Genomic DNA, 18,401 nt, shown 5'->3' with positions numbered 1-18,401 from the left:
AAATAAAAGTAAATGCATACTAATATATTCTCTTGGATTAGAAAACGTCAATTTACGTTACAACTTTTTGTAGCAATAATGGTAAACATGATGGTTTTTTCACAACCTTTAAGTTATGCTTTAAAAAATCAAAATAAGTTGAATCGTACTTATTTTAGAAGCAGTACAAGTAACATTGAAAGCAATATTTCTTTAAATGCACTTTCCAATGATATTAAGCATTACAAAAACAATATAACTTCTACAACGAGAGTTGTTAAAAGTAGTGGAGTAGTTGTAGTAAAAGACGCCAACATTATTCCTGCTATAGAAAAACAAGGAATTATAGGCAAAAGTGAAAATTTACCAATTGATGAACTTACCGATAATATTTTTAGTTTTGAATTAAAAGAAGATGTTAAGCAAGAAAAAGAAGCGTATTTGGAATACGAACTTTTTGGCCTTGCTGATGGCAGTCAAGCTACGAAAAGCATCAATGACCAATTGGCTACAGGGGGTAATATCATAAAAAGCAACAAGACTTGGACAAAAGTTAGAGAACGATTAAATCCTGCAGATATTCAAAAAGGGAAAAACTTTGTCAAATTTACTACATTCGAAAATGCCAACTATCAATATATGGTTCGCAATCTAAAAATGGTTTATGAAGTTAAGAAAAATTCTAATTCGGAGACTATTGTATTTAATCAACAAGCAACTAATTCTTATAAAGGAAAAATTGCTTTTAGTGGTTTTGTAACGGACACCAGTGTATCAAAAGTTACGGTTTTAGATAACGAATTTCCAGTAATTAATGGCGTGTTTGAAGTAGCAGTAGAAGAGAAAGCTCCAAATGCAAATTTAGTAGTTTCTTACACAAATAGTAAAGGAGTTAAAACCGAAAATACCATCAAAGTAAATCAACTTTTAGAAGAACCAACTGCAGTACACAAAAACAATAAAACACTTGCTGTTACCAATAAAATATTTGAAAAAGCAAAAAGCAACACCTTATCTTTTGCAGGAGCTACTATAAAAGTGGATGAAGCTGGTATAAATGATACAAAGAATATTTCTATTGCAGGATTACGTTATGTGGATTTACCTACACTTTCACCAGAAATGGTAAACGTTACAGCCGATTATTATGGATACAGAATGCTACCGCACGGCAACCATTTTAATATAGAAAAACCAGCCAAAATTCATTTAAAATACGATGAGAAAAAGTTTCCAACAGGCTATACTGCCAAAGATGTGAAAACCTTTTATTTTGATAATGATCAAAGAAAATGGATGGCCTTAGAGAAAGATACTTTATTGTCAACTACACAAGAAATCGTTTCTAAAACCGTTCATTTCACCGATTTTATCAATGGTATTATTAAAGTTCCTGAATCGCCAGAAACTGGAAGTTACACACCAACTTCTATAAAAGATATCAAAGCAGCAGATCCAACGGCGGGTGTGGTAAGTATTGCTCCGCCAAGTCCAAACAATATGGGAACCTTAAATACCAGTTTTCCAATTAAGTTACCAGCAGGAAGAAGTGGCATGCAACCCGAACTATCCGTAAACTACAACTCAGAAGGTGGTAATGGCTGGATGGGATTAGGATGGGATTTATCTATTCCTGGCGTGTCTTTAGATACACGTTGGGGAGCACCGAGATATGATGCTTCAAAAGAAACCGAGATATACGCTATGGGTGGCGGAATGCTTACCTTAAAAGATGGAGCAGATTATACCAACCCTCATAGAAAAGACAATATTTCAAGAACTTCTGAAAGAGAATTCTACCCAAGAATAGAAGGCAGTTATGCCAAAGTAATTCGTCATGGAAATAGTCCAACCAACTATTGGTGGGAAGTTACAGACAAAACAGGTAACAAAAGTTTTTATGGCGGGCATCCTAGTTTTATTGCAACTAATGGTGTCAATAATAATGCAGTTATTAGAACAGGAGTTGTTGCATCTTTAACGCAAGATAAAATAATTGGTAATATATCATATTGGGGGTTGTATAGAACTGAAGACACCAATGGAAACTATGTGGAATATGTCTATGACAATAAATATGGAATTGATGTGGATTCAGGAAAACCAGGCACAGGAGGTAATGAGTTTTATATTAAAGAGATTAGATATACGAAACATCATACCAATGGTGTTGAAGATAATTTACCTAATTATTATAAAGTTGAATTCGTTCATAACCCATTATCTACAAATGGAATAGCCAGAAAAGACATTCAAGTTAATGCACGAAATGGAGTAGTTCAAGTAACCAAAGATTTATTGAAAGAAATAAAGGTAGGGTTTATACAAAACAACATTCCACAACCCATCAGAACATATAAATTCGATTATGAAGAACACGCTTTCTTTAAACAACAATTGGTAAAAATTTCTGAATACGATACCAATGGCGATTTGTTTTACTCTAATACAATGGAGTATGAGAATAAAGGAGATGATGGTTCTTTAATCTCAAACGGGAATATTTTGAATTCAACGTCAACCAGTATATGGGATGGAAAATATGACGATATTAAAGGGGATTTAACAATTAGTAGTTTAGCAGGCGCTATATCTGGTGAGTTTTCTAATAAAGGTAGTTCTTTAGGGACTTCTAAAGGGTGGGGATTGAATGGCGGCTTGTATACAGGCATAGGTTTGTGTACAAGTTATGATATAACTTTTACCGCTGGAGTAAATTTTGGCTATAGTAACTCAACAAGTAAAGGATTAATTGCTTTTATGGATGTGAATGGAGATGGCCTTTCAGATAAAGTATATAAAGAGGGAGGTAGTTTAAAATTCAGACCAAATTTAGGACTTTTGGGTGCTAATGTCGGATTTGGAATGCCGCAAAATATTACAGGAATTAGCGATATTTCTAAAACATCTTCCAATTCATTTAGTGTGGGAGCTCAAGCAAGTTTTGTAGCCTTTGTAGGTTATACCTATAATACCTCAAAAAGTACGACAAAAACTTATTTTTCGGATGTGAATGGTGATGGGTTGATAGATTTAGTGGACAGTGGATCTGTAAAATTTAATCAAACCCTTACTTCTACTTATTTAAACACTGCAAGTTTCTCAACCAATAACAGTCAAACCAGCAATCCTGTTGGTTCGGGTGCAATTAGCACTAGTATTATCAATAATATTTCACTAGAAACTAAAGACCAATTAAGAGATGAGAACCCACAACATGATATTATAAAAGTTTGGACGGCTCCTAAAGCGGGGACAGTTGCTATATCTGGAACTGCCATTTTAGCACCACTTGCACCAACAGCGTCTGAGCCTTATCCAAATTCAAACGATGAGTATTTCACAGATTATGACGGTGTTCGATTATCAATCCAAAAAAACACTTCAACTTTCCCAAATGGTAGCGGAAATGTTATATTAGATAAGACTATTAATCCTACTTTTTCTGCAAGTTCAACTGTTAACACTGCGTCACAAAATATGGCGATAGCTTCTTTAACTGTCGCTAAAGGAGATCGTTTGTATTTTAGAGTTCAAGCAAAAGAAGAAGGAAGTTACGACCGAGTTCAATGGAATCCAGCCATCCTTTACACAGGTACAAATGACACTAATGTTGATGCAGTTTCTTATTTTTCATCTTCAGCAAGTGAAGGATTTGTTTTATCAGCTGATGCTACCACTATAATTCCAAGTGCGGGAACTATTGCATTCAATTGGAATGCCACTTTAAATAGTGTTGCTCCTTTAACTTTTAGTGATAATGTAGTTTTTACTATTGAAAAAGGTAGTATTGATGTAACGAATGGTAATTACACGATAATTAATACTTACACAGCATCACTAAATCAATTAATAGCAAATAATTTAACCTTATCAAATTTTTTAGATTTAGGAGGTAACATGCTTCCACTAACTGTCAATGCGAATGAAGCATTCAAATTTTCAGTGTCTTCCAATTCTAATGTAGATTGGAAAGCAATTAACTGGGAGCCTGTTATCAATTTCACACCAACTTCTGGTTCTGTTATTGCACTATACCCTGTTGTAAATTATGGTATTTACAATAAAAAAATTAACGATGTAATTTCTAAAGTAACAGGATTAAACACGACTACAATTGTAGTTCGACCAGTTTTTACGACAACTGCTTTTAATACTTTAGCAAATGGCAGCTATCCTTTTAAGTTAGTAGTTAAAAACAGTAACAAAAAAGTAATAGCAACACAAAATATTACAGTCAATGTAATTTCAGGGGTAGCATCGATTATTGGATTAAATGATATTGCAATTGAAAATGATGTAACACCTACGATTTATGCGGAATATTACACATCGAATGTAAATGCTGCCAATATAGGCGCACTAGCAACAAACCCAATTACGGTTCAAATCTATCAATCAACTATTCCAAGTGCAATACAACCTGCTTATGTTACACCGACAGGCGTATGTTCTACCAAATGGTTAACAGGAATTTCATTTGGAGGTTTTGTTTCAACTGGTCAAACTTGTCCAAACTATTATCAGCAAATTACAACACCTATTAAAAGTTATGTAAAAAGTACCTCTTATAGTTTAAATGTAAATCTTAACACCTCTTCAAGAGCTGCGGTTTGGATTGATTGGAATAGAAATAATAGTATAGAGGCAAGTGAGTTTTTTGCTTCCACAACTTCACTACTAAACCATACATTTAATATTACAGTTCCAGCTACTGCTTCAGATGGACAAATCAAAGTAAGAATAAGAGGTGGAGCAGACGCAACTTATAATTCTACAACTTTTAACAATAATAGCATTGCTGGATCAGTTAGAGATTTTTGGATAAATACAGTTTCATTAAGGGATACTAAAAAAGATATTTATTGCAAAGTAGGCAATAATGATTTTGGTCCAAACTATAGAAATTGGGGACATTTTGCCTACCATGGTGGTATTGTTATTCAAAGAGGTGTTGACTATAACGGCAATGGTAGTTTCGATACTGATGAAGAAAGAAGAGCAATTGTTCTTGTTGGCGGAAATCCAGTTATACAAGCGAATTACGGAATTACTGCAACAAACACTATTATTCCAATTGACGAAGGGGTATTAAATTCAAATACTACTTCTACGTTTGGCCCATGTCAAGGGTTGTCTGGTCAGCCATTACTAGATTGCTTACAAGCCAATAATACACAAAATCCAACAGCTATAAGATTTTTTAGATTATCTCCAAATGAAGAACTCAATTTATGGTATGGTTCCTCTAACTTTGTTAGTGTACAGGAAAATTATTTTTCAACCTCAAGAATGGGGGTTAAAAACATAAATACTATATATGTTGAAATGCCTACAGGCGGAACAACAAGTGCAATTTGTTCATTCCCTTCTATTGGTGGTATTGCTTTAATTAATAAAGGAGAAGGTCATTCCTTTTCTGGAGGCTTAGGAGTTGGTGCATTTGGAGGAAGTGCAAATTATAGTACTAGTTTTAACTGGGCGGAATTAAACTATATGGATTTGAATGGTGACAGGTATCCTGATATTTTAACCAAAGATAATGTACAATTTACTAGTCCAATAGGAGGATTCGCGGAAACTCGAAACTTAGGTTTTGGTAGAGTTTCTAGCGGAACTTCTGCAAACTGGGGAGCTGGTGTATCAGGAACGTTTAAAAAATCAAGTACTTCTGAGCCTAAGACCGATAGTAGTGCTAATCAAGGAACTACACCAGCTGTAGATGCAAAAACAGAGACACAATTAAAATCATCTAGTCCCAATGTTGGTATTGGCGGTGGAGAAAATAAGGAAAAGTTGCTATGGATAGATATAAATGGTGACGGTCTTCCAGATAGAATTAATGTAGATGGTGGTATTAAAGTTTCTTTGAATTTAGGTTATGGTTTTGATTCTGAAAAGACATGGGTTAATGGAACTAATGACTTAAATGGAACACAAAGTAATATCTCTGGTGGATTTGGTTATTCTTATGGTGATAATAGCTATTCAGGAGGTATTAGCGCTTCTGTTTCTAAAGCCTATACCGAAAGAAATATTGCAGACATTAATGGAGATGGACTACCAGATTTATTGTTAGACTTTGGTGGTGAGGGTTTAAAATACAAATTAAATACAGGTATTGCTTTTGATAATACAGAACATTCTGTTAGTGGATTTATTAATTTTAATCGAAGCTCAGCCGAAGGATTAAATGGTTCTTTTACAATTCCGATTCCAATTGGGATACCTCCTGCGTTATGTGTAAAGCTTGTAATTACTCCTAGTTTTGGTGGTGAACAGTCTCTAAATAGAACGGAAAACAATATTGAAGACATTAACGGTGATGGTTTTGTAGATATTTTAAGTACTGGTGGTGGTAATTCAAATGATGGAGAACTTCACGCTCGTCTTTCAAAAATTGGCAAAACCCACCTTCTTAAAAAAGTAAACACCCCAACAGGTGGTTCTTGGGAAGTTGCTTATGAACGCGTAGGAAATACATTTGAATTACCTCAAAGTAAATATGTAGTAAACAAAATTGCTATTTTTGACGCTTTTACAGCAGACAACAACTGGTCTAATGATAGAAATGTTACTTCTGTAAAATATGAATTGCCTCACCACGATCGAAGAGAACGCGAATTCTTTGGCTTCGGAAAATTGACAGTATATCAACATGGCGGTTACAATACAGCACTTAGCCCTAATCTTACAGCGGCTACTTTGCCTGAAATTTACCGTTATTCTGTGCAAGAATTTCATACCAATAATTATTACTTAAAAGGTGCCGTTAAAAAAGAAACACTTTTTGACGCAAATCATAAAAAATGGACTGAAAATAAAACCACTTATGGTATTTATGATTCAGAAACGCCTGTAAGTTATTTGCCTTTTGGAAGCAATTCATCATCATACAATTTGTCGTTAATTGATGAAAATAAAGTGCGTTTTAATAATTCAGATATAAATAACGTCACTTTTCCTACATTTATTTGTACCAAATTTGACCATTCACGTCTTTTTGTTTCCCCTCTCATTTCAGTAAAATCATTTACTGAAGGAGAAACCGGACTTATTACTGCCGTTACCGTTATGGAAGGTTTTGACAACAAAGGAAACATCACACAATACCGCGATTATGGTAATCAAAATGCAGACGCATACGTATCTAAAATAGCATACAATCCTATAACCATATACGGACAACAATATAACGGCTATCCGTCAACCATTCAAGTTTTTGATGCTGATGGCACTACTTTAAAAAGAGAACGCAAGGCAGTTTATAATACCAATGGCGATTTAGAAAAAGTAATTACAAAACTAAATACAGCAGATGACACAACAGTTAGCATGCTTTATGATACGTATGGAAATCTTTCAAAAGTAACTCATGAAAACAGCATTAATCCTTTAGATAATAGCAAATTCTTTAGAGAATACACTTACGATGATGTAATTCACACGTTCCCAGTAGCTGTAAACGATGCATTTGGGTACGCCTCAAGTAGTATTTACAATTACCTTTTCGGTATTCCGGTTTATACTACCGATATGAACCTACAACCTATGCGTACCCGTATAGACGACCGTGGAAGACCCATAGAAATTACAGGGCCTTATGAATTATTTGTTGAGGGCGTAACTGGCGGCGGTAACGAAATTGGCTGGACGATTCGTTTTGAATACCAAGGCGAAACAGCTGTTGCCTCTAAAGTTAATGGAACTAGTATTGACGATGATAACTATACCAAAATTTATAATGCTACTGGTAATTTTCAAGCCATTGTGCCAGACAACATAGATACAAATGACCCAACCAATAAATTGCACCATGCCTTAACCCGTCATTTTGACCCTGAGTATCGTGCTAATGAAGAAAGTGTAACCACTGCCAACCAGATTTTAACCAGTACCTTGGCAGACGGTTTTGGCAAACCAGTGCAAGTTAAAAAGATGTTTGCTCGTCATTTAGTAGCAACTACAGGAAATACTCCAAACACAACTAACAATAAATTGGAGTGGCTTTTGGCAGGAAAAATCAAGCAAGATGCTTACGGTAGAGCAATAGAAAGCTATTATCCAACCACACAAACCGATGATTTTACTGGACTAACTTCTAATGTGAGTTTTGTGCCAACCAATGCCTTTGTGTATGATAATACTGCCGATACGGTTGAACCAACAATGGCAACCTATGATGTGTTAGACAGAAGTAAAACTACAAAACTACCAGGTGAAACCGAGGAAACGACGATGGCATATACCATTGATGGCGACCGTTTTGTAACTACCGTTACCAATGAGTTGGGGCAAGTACAAAAATCGTTTACCGATGTGCGCGGTAGAACGACTCAAACCCTACAAGAATCAGTAACAGGAAATATTCCAACCAATTTTGAATACAATAACATTGGCGAATTACTAAAAGTTAAAGATGTTGCAGGTAATGAAACCATAAGTAAATACGACTTAGCAGGAAGACGTACAGAGTTGCGCCATCCTGATAACGGTATTACCCAATTTGTATATGACAAAGCTAGTAATTTAATAGAGCGTAAAACGGCTAACTTATTGCAAGTAAATCAAAAAATAGAATACAAATATACCTACAACCGATTAGATGAGATTAAGTACCCTCAAAACCCTGAAAATAACGTGCATTATTATTACGGCACAGCAGGGAACTCTGATGCGGCAAACGATAATGCCGTAGGAAGATTATGGTATCATGTAGACGCCACAGGAACACAATACATGAAATACGGACGATTAGGTGAACTTACCCTAAACCGTCGTTCGGTGGCGGTGCCTGGCGATAGAGTATATTGGTTTCAAACCGAATGGACGTACGACACTTGGAACCGTGTAAAAACCATTAAATATCCTGATGAAGAGCTAGTTACCTACAAATACAACAAAGGTGGCGAGCTGCATGCGATGACTAGCAATAAAAATGGGGCTAATAACAAAGACATCATTAGCCAATTAGGGTATGACAAATTTGGACAACGCACCTATTTACGCTACGGTAATGGTACAGAAACCACTTACAATTACCAAGCCGAACGCAGACGTTTGGATAGAATGAAAGTAAGCGCTTCTACTACTTATGGTGCGGCAACGGCTCGACAATTTGTAAACAACAAATACAACTACGATGTACTAAGCAACGTATTGTCTATACAAAACAACACCGTTGCAGTGCCTACAGCTACACAAATTGGAGGTAGAAGCTGGCAAGAATATACCTATGATGATTTAAACCGATTAACCACCGCATCGGGTAACTTTGTAGGACGAAATGATAATGGTGTGGGCTTTAACCATAGTAAATATACCTTGGCCATGAGCTATGATAGCCAACATAATATTACTAGCAAAATACAAAACCATGAAACAGCAACCAGTACCAATGCTAACTCTGTAGCAGGTACTTGGACACAGGTAGAACAAACGTCTTATAACTTAAATTATCAAGATTATAACACGGCAGATTATAGTGTAGCGGGGTATAACTATACACAACCGCATGCACCACGCACTATTGTAGACCAGCCAAACACAACTGGCTGTTGTGATGCGGCAAACGACCCAAGAGTAAAAACCAAAGGTTTTGATTATGATGCCAATGGTAACCAAATCAAAATAATTAGTAAAATATGTACTTCGCCAGAAGCCGACGTGTTAAGGGAAAACCTTTGGGACGAAGAAAATAGATTAAGAGCTATTGACCTAAACCCAGAGGCAAACACCGTGCATCCAATTGCTATTTATACCTACGATGCAGGAGGTGAACGTATTATAAAACAAAACGCAACCAGTGTAGCAATATATGAAAACGCCCTAAAAGTAGGTACAGCCGTAAAGAACGATTTTATGCTATACCCAAGTGGTATGTTGGTGGCACGACCAGCTGCTGATGGTACAGGAGCATTAAGCTACACCAAACACTATTTTGCAGGAACGCAACGTGTAAGTAGCAAAATAGGAACTACCACTAATTTAGGCAAGTTTTTACAAGAGTGGACACTTATTGAAAACAGCAGTGGTGGTGCCCCTATTAACTTAGTAAGCACCAGTGGAAACCAATTAACAACTGCCGAAACGGGTGTTACAAAAGTGTATACTGCTTTTGGAATTACACCCACACCAACATTTGCTAGTAATAATGCGTTTTTGGCAGTTCCTGCGTTTACAGGTATAGCGGCAGAAACCGAACACTACTTTTTTCACCCTGACCATTTGGGAAGTAGCAATTATATTACTAACTTTGTAGGAGAAGTAAGCCAGCATATGGAGTACTTTGCCTTTGGCGAAACGTTCATTGAGGAGCATAAAAACTCACACAACTCACCGTACAAGTTTAATGGTAAGGAGCTGGATGAGGAGAGTGGGCTTTACTATTATGGAGCGAGGTATTACTCAAGTAGGGAAAATCTTTGGATTTCTGTGGATCCCGAATTTGAAAAATATCCTAATTATTCACCCTATAATTATTGTTTATTAAACCCATTAGAATTAATAGATCCTGATGGTAGAGAACCTAAGCCAAAATATCGATATGAAAACATTAATAAGAACACTAAATATGGAACTGTTTTAGTGTTGCCGTTAAATTACAAATCAGACCCTGCAATGCTCGCAGAATATAAAGCCGCTAAAAAACAGAATATGCCAATAATAATGGTTTCTGGAATAAATGGATTAGCAAACTCTGTAAAAAGATTGAAAGAGCAAAAGGTTAATTTCACTTCATTATCTATTTCACAACATGGAAATAAAGGATTGTTTCAAATAGGAGATCAATCGTTATATACTACTTCTGACCCAAAAGGAGAAAAATACGTAGGAACTAGCAGTTTTTCAGAATTTACGTCTTTAAAAAGTATTTTGAAAGGGAAAAATATATTTATCGGAGAGTGTTTAGTAACAAAAGATAATGATAAACAGGCAATGGGTATGATTCAAAATTTCACGGATGTTACTCAATCAAATGTCTTTACATCAGACCATTCTGTTCCTGCTGGATATTCCTACGAAGGTAATGAAACATATTTAAATAATAATAAAAAAGAAGGTTGGATTTGGGACAGGAAATATATAGACGGTGATGATTATAACGATTATCATTTGTTTAAACCGAATTCGAAACCGAAAGAAATTTACGATTTAAAAATTAGACTCAATGGAACATTTATTTGGAACAAGGAAGATACTAAATAATATGAATATATTTTTTATCTATATTTTAATTACTTTTTTCAGCTGCCAAGTTAATAAAAATGAAGACAATTATATTTTATATAAATGTTTTGATGAATATCAGATGAAAGGATTATTCAAAATTGATGATATTGACAATTATCAAGGTAGATACTTTGTAAAAGTATTAACTACTGAGGATAGTATTGTTTTGATTAAAATGCAAAAAAAATTAATTACTGAAAACAAAACAATTGAAAAAACAATTTATTTTAACAAAAAAGGGCATTGGGAAATATTGAATAAAGATAAGAACTCTGGGAATAATAAAATTTTTAATGAAATTACGTATTTTCATAATAAAATAATATTTAATGATACCATTTATAATTATAATTACAATTTAATTAAGGGAAAGTATGCTGGTGGTTGTATAACATATTCTACAAAGCAAAAAAGTTTTTTTTGCCACGATTGTGGGATTGATGATATTAGGAATAATTTTAACATAGAAGGTGCAAAAAAGTTTATAAAAGAATGCAATAATAAAGAGATTTTTAGTAAAAAATATATAAAAGAAAGAATGTATGTTTATTATGAAGACGGAACATTATCTGATGTTAGAAGCTTTAATTTTGGGTATTTTGATTCAGATGAATATCTAAATGAAAGTTTTATTGATGAAACCAAACTTTAAAGATCTTACCAGTGCGGATGGTATGAAGCAAGCAACTGAAATGATAGGCAAACTAACAGATTATTGGTTAGACAAACCCGAACGGAAAGCAAGTAGATGTAGTAGACTTTATACCATTTGTAGGAAGCGGAAGAGATATTTATAGAGGAATCCGTGATGGGGATATGACCACTCTTGGTATAGGAATTGTGGGAATGGCTTTAGATATTGGAACAGCAGGGGCTGGTGGTTCAATAGTTAAAGCAGGTTTAAAAGCAGGAGTTAAACCCCGATGGCTCGGATATGTCCTCAAACGGATAGCGCGGATTTGCAATCCGTGCCCACAAAGTGAAAAGAAAAACAGAAACTATAATAAAAGTAGTGTGCTTTTTTTTATATTTGAGTATAAATTTATACGTCAATGTCAACAAAATATAAAGCCACAACAACCGAAGAAGCTTATTTTATCACCATAACAACTGTAGGCTGGATAGATGTGTTTACGCGTCTTAATCAAAAGTACAACATAATAAACGCATTAAATTATTGCCAAAAAAATAAAGGACTTGAGATTTATGCTTATGTTATGATGAGTAACCATTTACATTTGTTATGTAAGGCCACTAATGGCTTTGTTTTATCCGATGTAATTAGAGATTTTAAAAATTTACATCAAAGAAAATTCTTCAAACTATAAACGAAGAACCTGAAAGCAGAAGAGAGTGGATGTTAGAATACTTTCAAAAAGTATGTCAACATTTAAAAAGAGAGCAACAATTTAAAGTGTGGCAAGACGGGTATCATGCAGAGTTAGTAGAGACAAATTGGTTTATAAAGCAAAAAGTTAATTATATCCATAACAATCCCGTAAAAGATAAAATTGTAACTGAGCCAGAAGAGTATTATTTCAGTTCTGCTAGAAACTATGCAGGTTTAGAAAATGAATTAGAAGTAATTATGTTAGATTTATTTTAATTTTGATTGTAGGCACGGATTGCAAATCCGCGCTATCGGAGTAAAGGAGGTGGACAACAAGTGCAATTATTACAGCGTATTTCTAGTAAAAATTATAAAAATACAAGAAAACTATAATCAAATTATGAAGGCTATATCAACATCTATGATCCAAGTAAAAAATTTAAATAATGGAAGAATTATTATATTAGAAAATTATTATAAATTTATAGGAGAATCTAATTTATATTGTATTGATAAAAAATCTCAGCAAGTAATTTGGTTTTCTGAATTACCAATGCCCAATGACTTATATTCAAATAAATTTTCAATTAATAATTCTGAAATAACTATATCATCATATAATGGCATAACTGTAAAAATAGATTGTAATACTGGGAAAATAAAAGATGAAATTTTCTCAAGATGATCCCCGATGGCTCGGATATGTCCTCAAACGGATAGCCCCGATGGCTCGGATATGTCCTCAAACGGATAGCGCGGATTTGCAATCCGTGCCCACAAAGTGAAAAGAAAAACCACAACACTATAAAGTTGTGGTTTTTTTATTAAATTTATGTATTTATAAATAGTACGTATTGTAAATTATAGCAATCAGCTTTTTATTTTTATAACGTTCCTCTTTTGGCTTGTTCTCTTTCAATAGATTCAAACAAGGCTTTAAAGTTTCCTGCTCCAAAACCTTTTGCGCCCATTCTTTGAATAACTTCGAAGAAAAGTGTTGGTCGGTCTTCAATTGGTTTGGTGAAAATTTGTAACAAATACCCTTCTTCATCGGCATCAATCATAATACCTAATTTTTGAAGCTCGTTGATGTCTTCTTTAAATTTAGACATATGATCTTTCAATCTTTCTGGAATGGCATCATAATACGCTTGTGGCGGAGTACTTAAAAATTCGATTCCACGAGAACGCATATCGGCAACGGTAGTAATGATGTCATCTGTTGCAACTGCTATATGTTGCACGCCTTCGCCTTCATAGAAATCTAAATATTCTTCAATTTGAGAACGTTTTTTTCCATTAGCCGGTTCGTTAATTGGAAATTTGATTCTTCCATTTCCGTTACTCATAACTTTCGACATCAATGCTGAATATTCAGTAGTAATTTGTTTGTCGTCAAAAGAAAGGAAATTAACAAATCCCATAACATCTTCAAACCATTTTACGGCTTCATTCATTCTGTTCCAGCCGGTATTTCCTACCATGTGGTCAATAAATTTTAATCCAACCGGTTTTGGGTTATAATCCGATTTCCATTCTTGATAACCAGGCATGAAAATTCCGTTGTAATTTTTACGTTCTACAAAAACAAATACGGTTTCTCCATATGCGCCATAAATACCAGCACGAACTACTTCGCCATCTTCGTCTTTTTCAACAACAGGCTCAAAATAAGGTTTTGCACCTCGTTTTGTAGTTTCTTCAAACGATTTTCTAGCATCTTCAACCCAAAGTGCAATAACTTTAACGCCATCTCCATGTTTTTTAACATGTTCTCCAATTGGTGAATTACTGTTTAAAGCGGTTGTTAATACTAAACGTATTTTATCTTGTTTTAAAACATAAGACGCTCTGTCTTTTACGCCAGTTTCTAATCCTGCATACGCTAATGATTGAAAACCGAAAGCAGTTTTGTAGAAATGAGCCGCTTGTTTGGCGTTTCCTACATAAAACTCTACGTAATCTGTTCCTAATAAAGGCAAGAAATCTTGTGCGCCTTCAAATATTTTTTCTAAGCCGTATTCGACTGATTTTAAATCTTTCATAGTAATATGTTAATTAGAGAATTTGATAATTAGAAAATGGGGACGTGATAATAATTATTTAATGAACACATTTCCTATTTATTAATTTATTTTAGTTTTGAGGTTGAAATTATTTTATTTAATATTTTTAAAATTTCTGATAAATCCATTAATAATTCTTTACAATCTGGATATGATTTATGAGCATCACATAGAAATAACCAATATTCTGTTTCGTCAGCTTCCTTAATGGCAATTTTTAATTTATGTATAAAGTCTGCTTTACTTTCAGCGTTTTGCGCTTCTTTAGAGTTTGCTCCTATTGAAGTTCCGCTTTTCAATAATTGATTTCCTATTACAAATTTCTTTTTTTCTTGTAATGTTTCGGTAAAATCAATTATTTTAAGTGAAAACTCAAAAGTTTTAATTATAAGTGCATTGTTTTTATATTTTTCATTAAAAGTCATTTTTGAAATTATAAAATGAGTTGATTAATTAATCTGAAAATGTATTTTATTTGAACGGTTTAGTATTATCTAATTATCAAATTGACACATTATCTAATTATTCCACCCAAGATTTGTAGTATTTCCCATCGTCTAATCCCATTGCTGCTTCCGTAACCATTAATGGGCGAAACGTATCTACCATTACTGCTAATTCTTTTGTTTCGGTATGACCGATACTTCTTTCCATAGCACCTGGTGCAGGTCCGTGAGGAATTCCTTTTGGATGTAACGTAATGTGGCCTTGTTCGATGTTATTTCTACTCATAAAATCGCCATCAACATAATACAATACCTCATCGGAATCAATATTGCTATGATTATAAGGAGCAGGAATTGATTTTGGATGATAATCGTACAATCTTGGTACGAAAGAACATACTACAAATGTTGCTGTTTCAAATGTTTGATGAATTGGTGGCGGTAAATGCACACGACCTGTAATAGGTTCAAAATTATGAATTGAAAATCCGTATGGAAAATTATATCCGTCCCAACCAATAACATCAAAAGGATGTGTAGCATAAACTACCTCGTGCATCATGCCTTCTTTTTTGATTTTGATTAAGAAATCACCTTTTTCGTCATAGGTTTCTATTTCAGAAGGTAATTTAAAATCTCTTTCGCAAAATGGAGAATGTTCTAAATGTTGACCCGATTCGTTTTTATATCTTTTTGGAGTATAAAAAGGCGCATAAGATTCGACATAAAATAAGCGATTATCTTCTGAATTGAAATCAATTTGGTAAATCATTCCACGTGGAATAATTAAGTAATCGCCATATTCAAAATCAATATTTCCCATCATGGTTCTTAGTTTTCCAGAACCTTTATGGATAAATATCATTTCGTCTGCATCTGCATTTTTATAAAAATAACTACGTAATGATTTTTTTGGTGCGGCTAATCCGATAATACAATCTTTATTAACAAGCATATCTTTTCTGCTTTCTAAAAAATCGTCGGCTGGTTGTAATTCAAACCCTTTTAATAATAGCGATTTAATGTTCTTCCCAATAGCAATTTTTGGTTCAACAGAATAAGATTTAGTAATTTCTTTAACTTGTGTTGGTCTGTGAATATGGTATAATAATGAAGAATGTCCATGAAATCCTTCGGTACCAAAAAGTTGTTCGTAATATAATCCGCCATCAGGTTTTTCAAACTGTGTGTGGCGTTTTTGGGGGAAATTTCCTAATTTATGATATATTGGCATTTCTTTAAGTTTAAAAGTTATAGGTTTAAAAGTATGTTACGATACTTTTTTATTAAAACAAAAAGAGATATACTCACTCAGGATTTCTCTTGATGAGGAATTTCAAATGGGCTAATAATCCGTTCCAATTTTTCATAACACAAATATCGTAAAAATATATTATAAAAAAAAACGACTTCAATTTGAAGTCGTTTTTTTAATTATTTTCTTTCGTTATCTAATCTTTCAAATTCTTCAGGATTATTTAATTTAGCGTGTTTTTTACTGTAAAAGAAATAAACAGCGATACCAATAATTCCCCAAACAATAAATGCATACCATGTTTCTTTTCTAACATAGTACATTAAGAATAAATTAAACGAAACACCTAGTGTGCCGACTAAATATAAAGCAGGAGTTCTATACGGTCTTTCTAATTCTGGTTTTTTATATCTTAAAATCATTACAGCTATACAAACCATAGCAAATGCTAATAATGTCCCCATTGAGCACATTTCTGAAACTTTATCAATTGGTGTAAAAGCAGCTACAATTGCAATAATTGCTCCAACTAAATAGGTGCTTTTATAAGGTGTTTTGAAATTTGCATGTAAATCTTTAAAGAATGGAGGTAATAAACCGTCTTTTGCCATTCCTAAAAAGATACGCGTTTGTCCTAACATCATTACTAACATTACAGAGGTTAAACCCGCAGTTGCAGCAATTGTTATAATAAATACAGCCCATCCTAATCCATTTTCAGCAAATGCTGAAGCTACTGGAGCAGACTTATCAAGTACATCATATTTTACCATTCCAGTTAAAACTAAAGATACTAAGATGTATAAAACTGTACAAATTACTAATGACGCTACGATTGCAAAAGGGACATCTTTTTTAGGATTTATTGCTTCACCAGCTTGAGTTGAAACAGCATCAAAACCAATGTAAGCAAAAAAGACTATTGTTGCCGCTGTCATTACACCACCAAAACCAAAGTTTACTTTTTCTACACCGTCAACAATTGTTGTTGTTTCAGCTGGAATAAATGGTTGCCAATTTGCAGTATCTATATAAAAAGCACCTACAATTATTACAAACAATACTACTGCGATTTTAATAATTACGATAATATTATTGGTTTTCGCAGCCTCTTTAATTCCTTTAACTAAAATTGATGTAACAATTAAAGTAATAATTAATGCAGGTAAATTTATTGCAAATGATGGCGCTTCTAATCCAGCAGCAGTTGATTTTTCTGTAGCTGTAGCTAAATCGTTACACAGCCAAAGAGGTATATCTATATGAAATAAATGCAGCAATTTAACAAAATAACCACTCCATGCAACGGCTACTGTTGTAGCACCCATCATGTATTCTAAAATTAAATTCCATCCGATAAACCAAGCAAAAAGTTCTCCAACAGTACCATAAGCATATGCATAGGCAGATCCTTCAACTGGAAGCACTGAAGCAAATTCAGCATAACATAACGAAGCAAATAAACACCCAATTCCAGCTATTACAAAGGAAAGGGCTAAAGCAGGACCAGCATAATCGTGCGCTGCAATTCCGGTTAAGGTAAAAATTCCTCCACCTATAATAGCACCTATACCTAATGAAGTTAACCCCCATTTTGTAAGTACTCTTTTTAAATCATTTTTTTTCATATCCGCTTCAAACGCGGATACTGGTTTAACTCTCCAAATAGACATAAAGTAATAATTTTTAGTTGCTTCAAATATAGGATTTTTTCAATTAAATATCCAAATCAAAAAAAATATTTAAAAAACGAAGCCCAAATTCACCCAAAAAGCGGAAAAATTCGATTCTGGAGACCAAGTATATTTCAATTCAACTGGGCCTAATAATGTTTCTAAACCATACCCCAATCCAAATCCGGTATATGTAGGTTTGTTAAACCAAGTTTTTGTAGCATTAAAAATAAAATTACCAACAATTGCGACATTATAGGTTAGATTAACGTGATTCTTTTTATAAAATTCGTAGTCCAAAGTTCCACTTCTTTTAATGTATGAATTTCCGCTAATACCTAAAAAATCGTATCCGTAAAATGGACGAATATTTGTATTGTCTTTAAATCCAACCCCACCAAAAGCAAAATCGAAATAAGG

The 18,401-nt window shown here is 33.9% G+C and carries 7 protein-coding genes and 2 pseudogenes; 4 read left to right on the top strand and 5 right to left on the bottom strand.

The window, feature by feature from the left end; all coding sequences use genetic code 11:
• The first annotated feature begins 12 nt into the window (after positions 1–12).
• The 4 genes and pseudogenes from ACIQ11_RS01415 to ACIQ11_RS01400 all read left to right on the top strand — a co-directional run bounded on the left by ACIQ11_RS01415 (position 13) and on the right by ACIQ11_RS01400 (position 13,226).
• Positions 13–11,187, top strand: a complete 11,175-nt coding sequence (locus ACIQ11_RS01415) for a toxin TcdB middle/N-terminal domain-containing protein (protein WP_396152119.1) — start codon at positions 13–15, stop codon at positions 11,185–11,187.
• Entirely contained in the window at positions 11,150–11,863 is a 714-nt protein-coding gene (locus ACIQ11_RS01410) for a hypothetical protein (RefSeq protein ID WP_396152117.1), read from the top strand. The genes ACIQ11_RS01415 and ACIQ11_RS01410 overlap by 38 nt, the downstream gene beginning before the upstream one ends.
• Positions 11,864–12,263: 400 nt before the next feature.
• Positions 12,264–12,817: pseudogene (locus ACIQ11_RS01405) on the top strand (REP-associated tyrosine transposase).
• A 124-nt stretch (positions 12,818–12,941) separates the two neighbouring features.
• Positions 12,942–13,226 (top strand): hypothetical protein, encoded by a 285-nt coding sequence (locus tag ACIQ11_RS01400; protein ID WP_396152115.1) that lies wholly within the window; start codon positions 12,942–12,944, stop codon positions 13,224–13,226.
• 199 nt (positions 13,227–13,425) lie between these two features.
• Here the strand turns inward: ACIQ11_RS01400 and hppD are convergent, their stop codons facing one another.
• From hppD to ACIQ11_RS01375, 5 genes and pseudogenes are all read right to left on the bottom strand, one after another.
• Positions 13,426–14,586, bottom strand: a complete 1,161-nt coding sequence (hppD, locus tag ACIQ11_RS01395; RefSeq protein ID WP_396152113.1) for a 4-hydroxyphenylpyruvate dioxygenase — start codon at positions 14,584–14,586, stop codon at positions 13,426–13,428.
• 86 nt (positions 14,587–14,672) lie between these two features.
• Positions 14,673–15,032, bottom strand: coding sequence for a four helix bundle protein (locus ACIQ11_RS01390; RefSeq protein ID WP_396152111.1), 360 nt, complete (start codon positions 15,030–15,032; stop codon positions 14,673–14,675).
• 97 nt (positions 15,033–15,129) lie between these two features.
• The gene (locus tag ACIQ11_RS01385) at positions 15,130–16,287 is read right to left on the bottom strand and encodes a homogentisate 1,2-dioxygenase (RefSeq protein ID WP_396152108.1); all 1,158 of its coding nucleotides are present in this window, start codon (positions 16,285–16,287) and stop codon (positions 15,130–15,132) included.
• Between the two features lie 200 nt (positions 16,288–16,487).
• Positions 16,488–17,981 carry an APC family permease gene (locus tag ACIQ11_RS01380; RefSeq protein WP_396152106.1) on the bottom strand — a complete coding sequence of 498 codons (1,494 nt, stop codon included), beginning with the start codon at positions 17,979–17,981 and terminating at the stop codon, positions 16,488–16,490.
• 69 nt (positions 17,982–18,050) lie between these two features.
• Positions 18,051–18,401: pseudogene (locus ACIQ11_RS01375) on the bottom strand (patatin); the annotation flags it as partial.

It is taken from the genome of Flavobacterium sp. (genome assembly GCF_044361065.1).
In the GTDB taxonomy this organism is placed as follows: Bacteria; Bacteroidota; Bacteroidia; order Flavobacteriales; family Flavobacteriaceae; genus Flavobacterium.
Note: the sequence above shows the minus strand (reverse complement) of the source record. Positions and strands in the feature narration are given on the sequence as shown.

Coding starts and splice junctions, on each gene's coding strand:
- ACIQ11_RS01415 (WP_396152119.1), top strand. CDS start 13: ATGCATACTAATATATTCTCTTGGATTAGAAAACGTCAATTTACGTTA.
- ACIQ11_RS01410 (WP_396152117.1), top strand. CDS start 11,150: ATGGAACATTTATTTGGAACAAGGAAGATACTAAATAATATGAATATA.
- hppD (WP_396152113.1), bottom strand. CDS start 14,586: ATGAAAGATTTAAAATCAGTCGAATACGGCTTAGAAAAAATATTTGAA.
- ACIQ11_RS01385 (WP_396152108.1), bottom strand. CDS start 16,287: ATGCCAATATATCATAAATTAGGAAATTTCCCCCAAAAACGCCACACA.
- ACIQ11_RS01380 (WP_396152106.1), bottom strand. CDS start 17,981: ATGTCTATTTGGAGAGTTAAACCAGTATCCGCGTTTGAAGCGGATATG.
- ACIQ11_RS01390 (WP_396152111.1), bottom strand. CDS start 15,032: ATGACTTTTAATGAAAAATATAAAAACAATGCACTTATAATTAAAACT.
- ACIQ11_RS01400 (WP_396152115.1), top strand. CDS start 12,942: ATGAAGGCTATATCAACATCTATGATCCAAGTAAAAAATTTAAATAAT.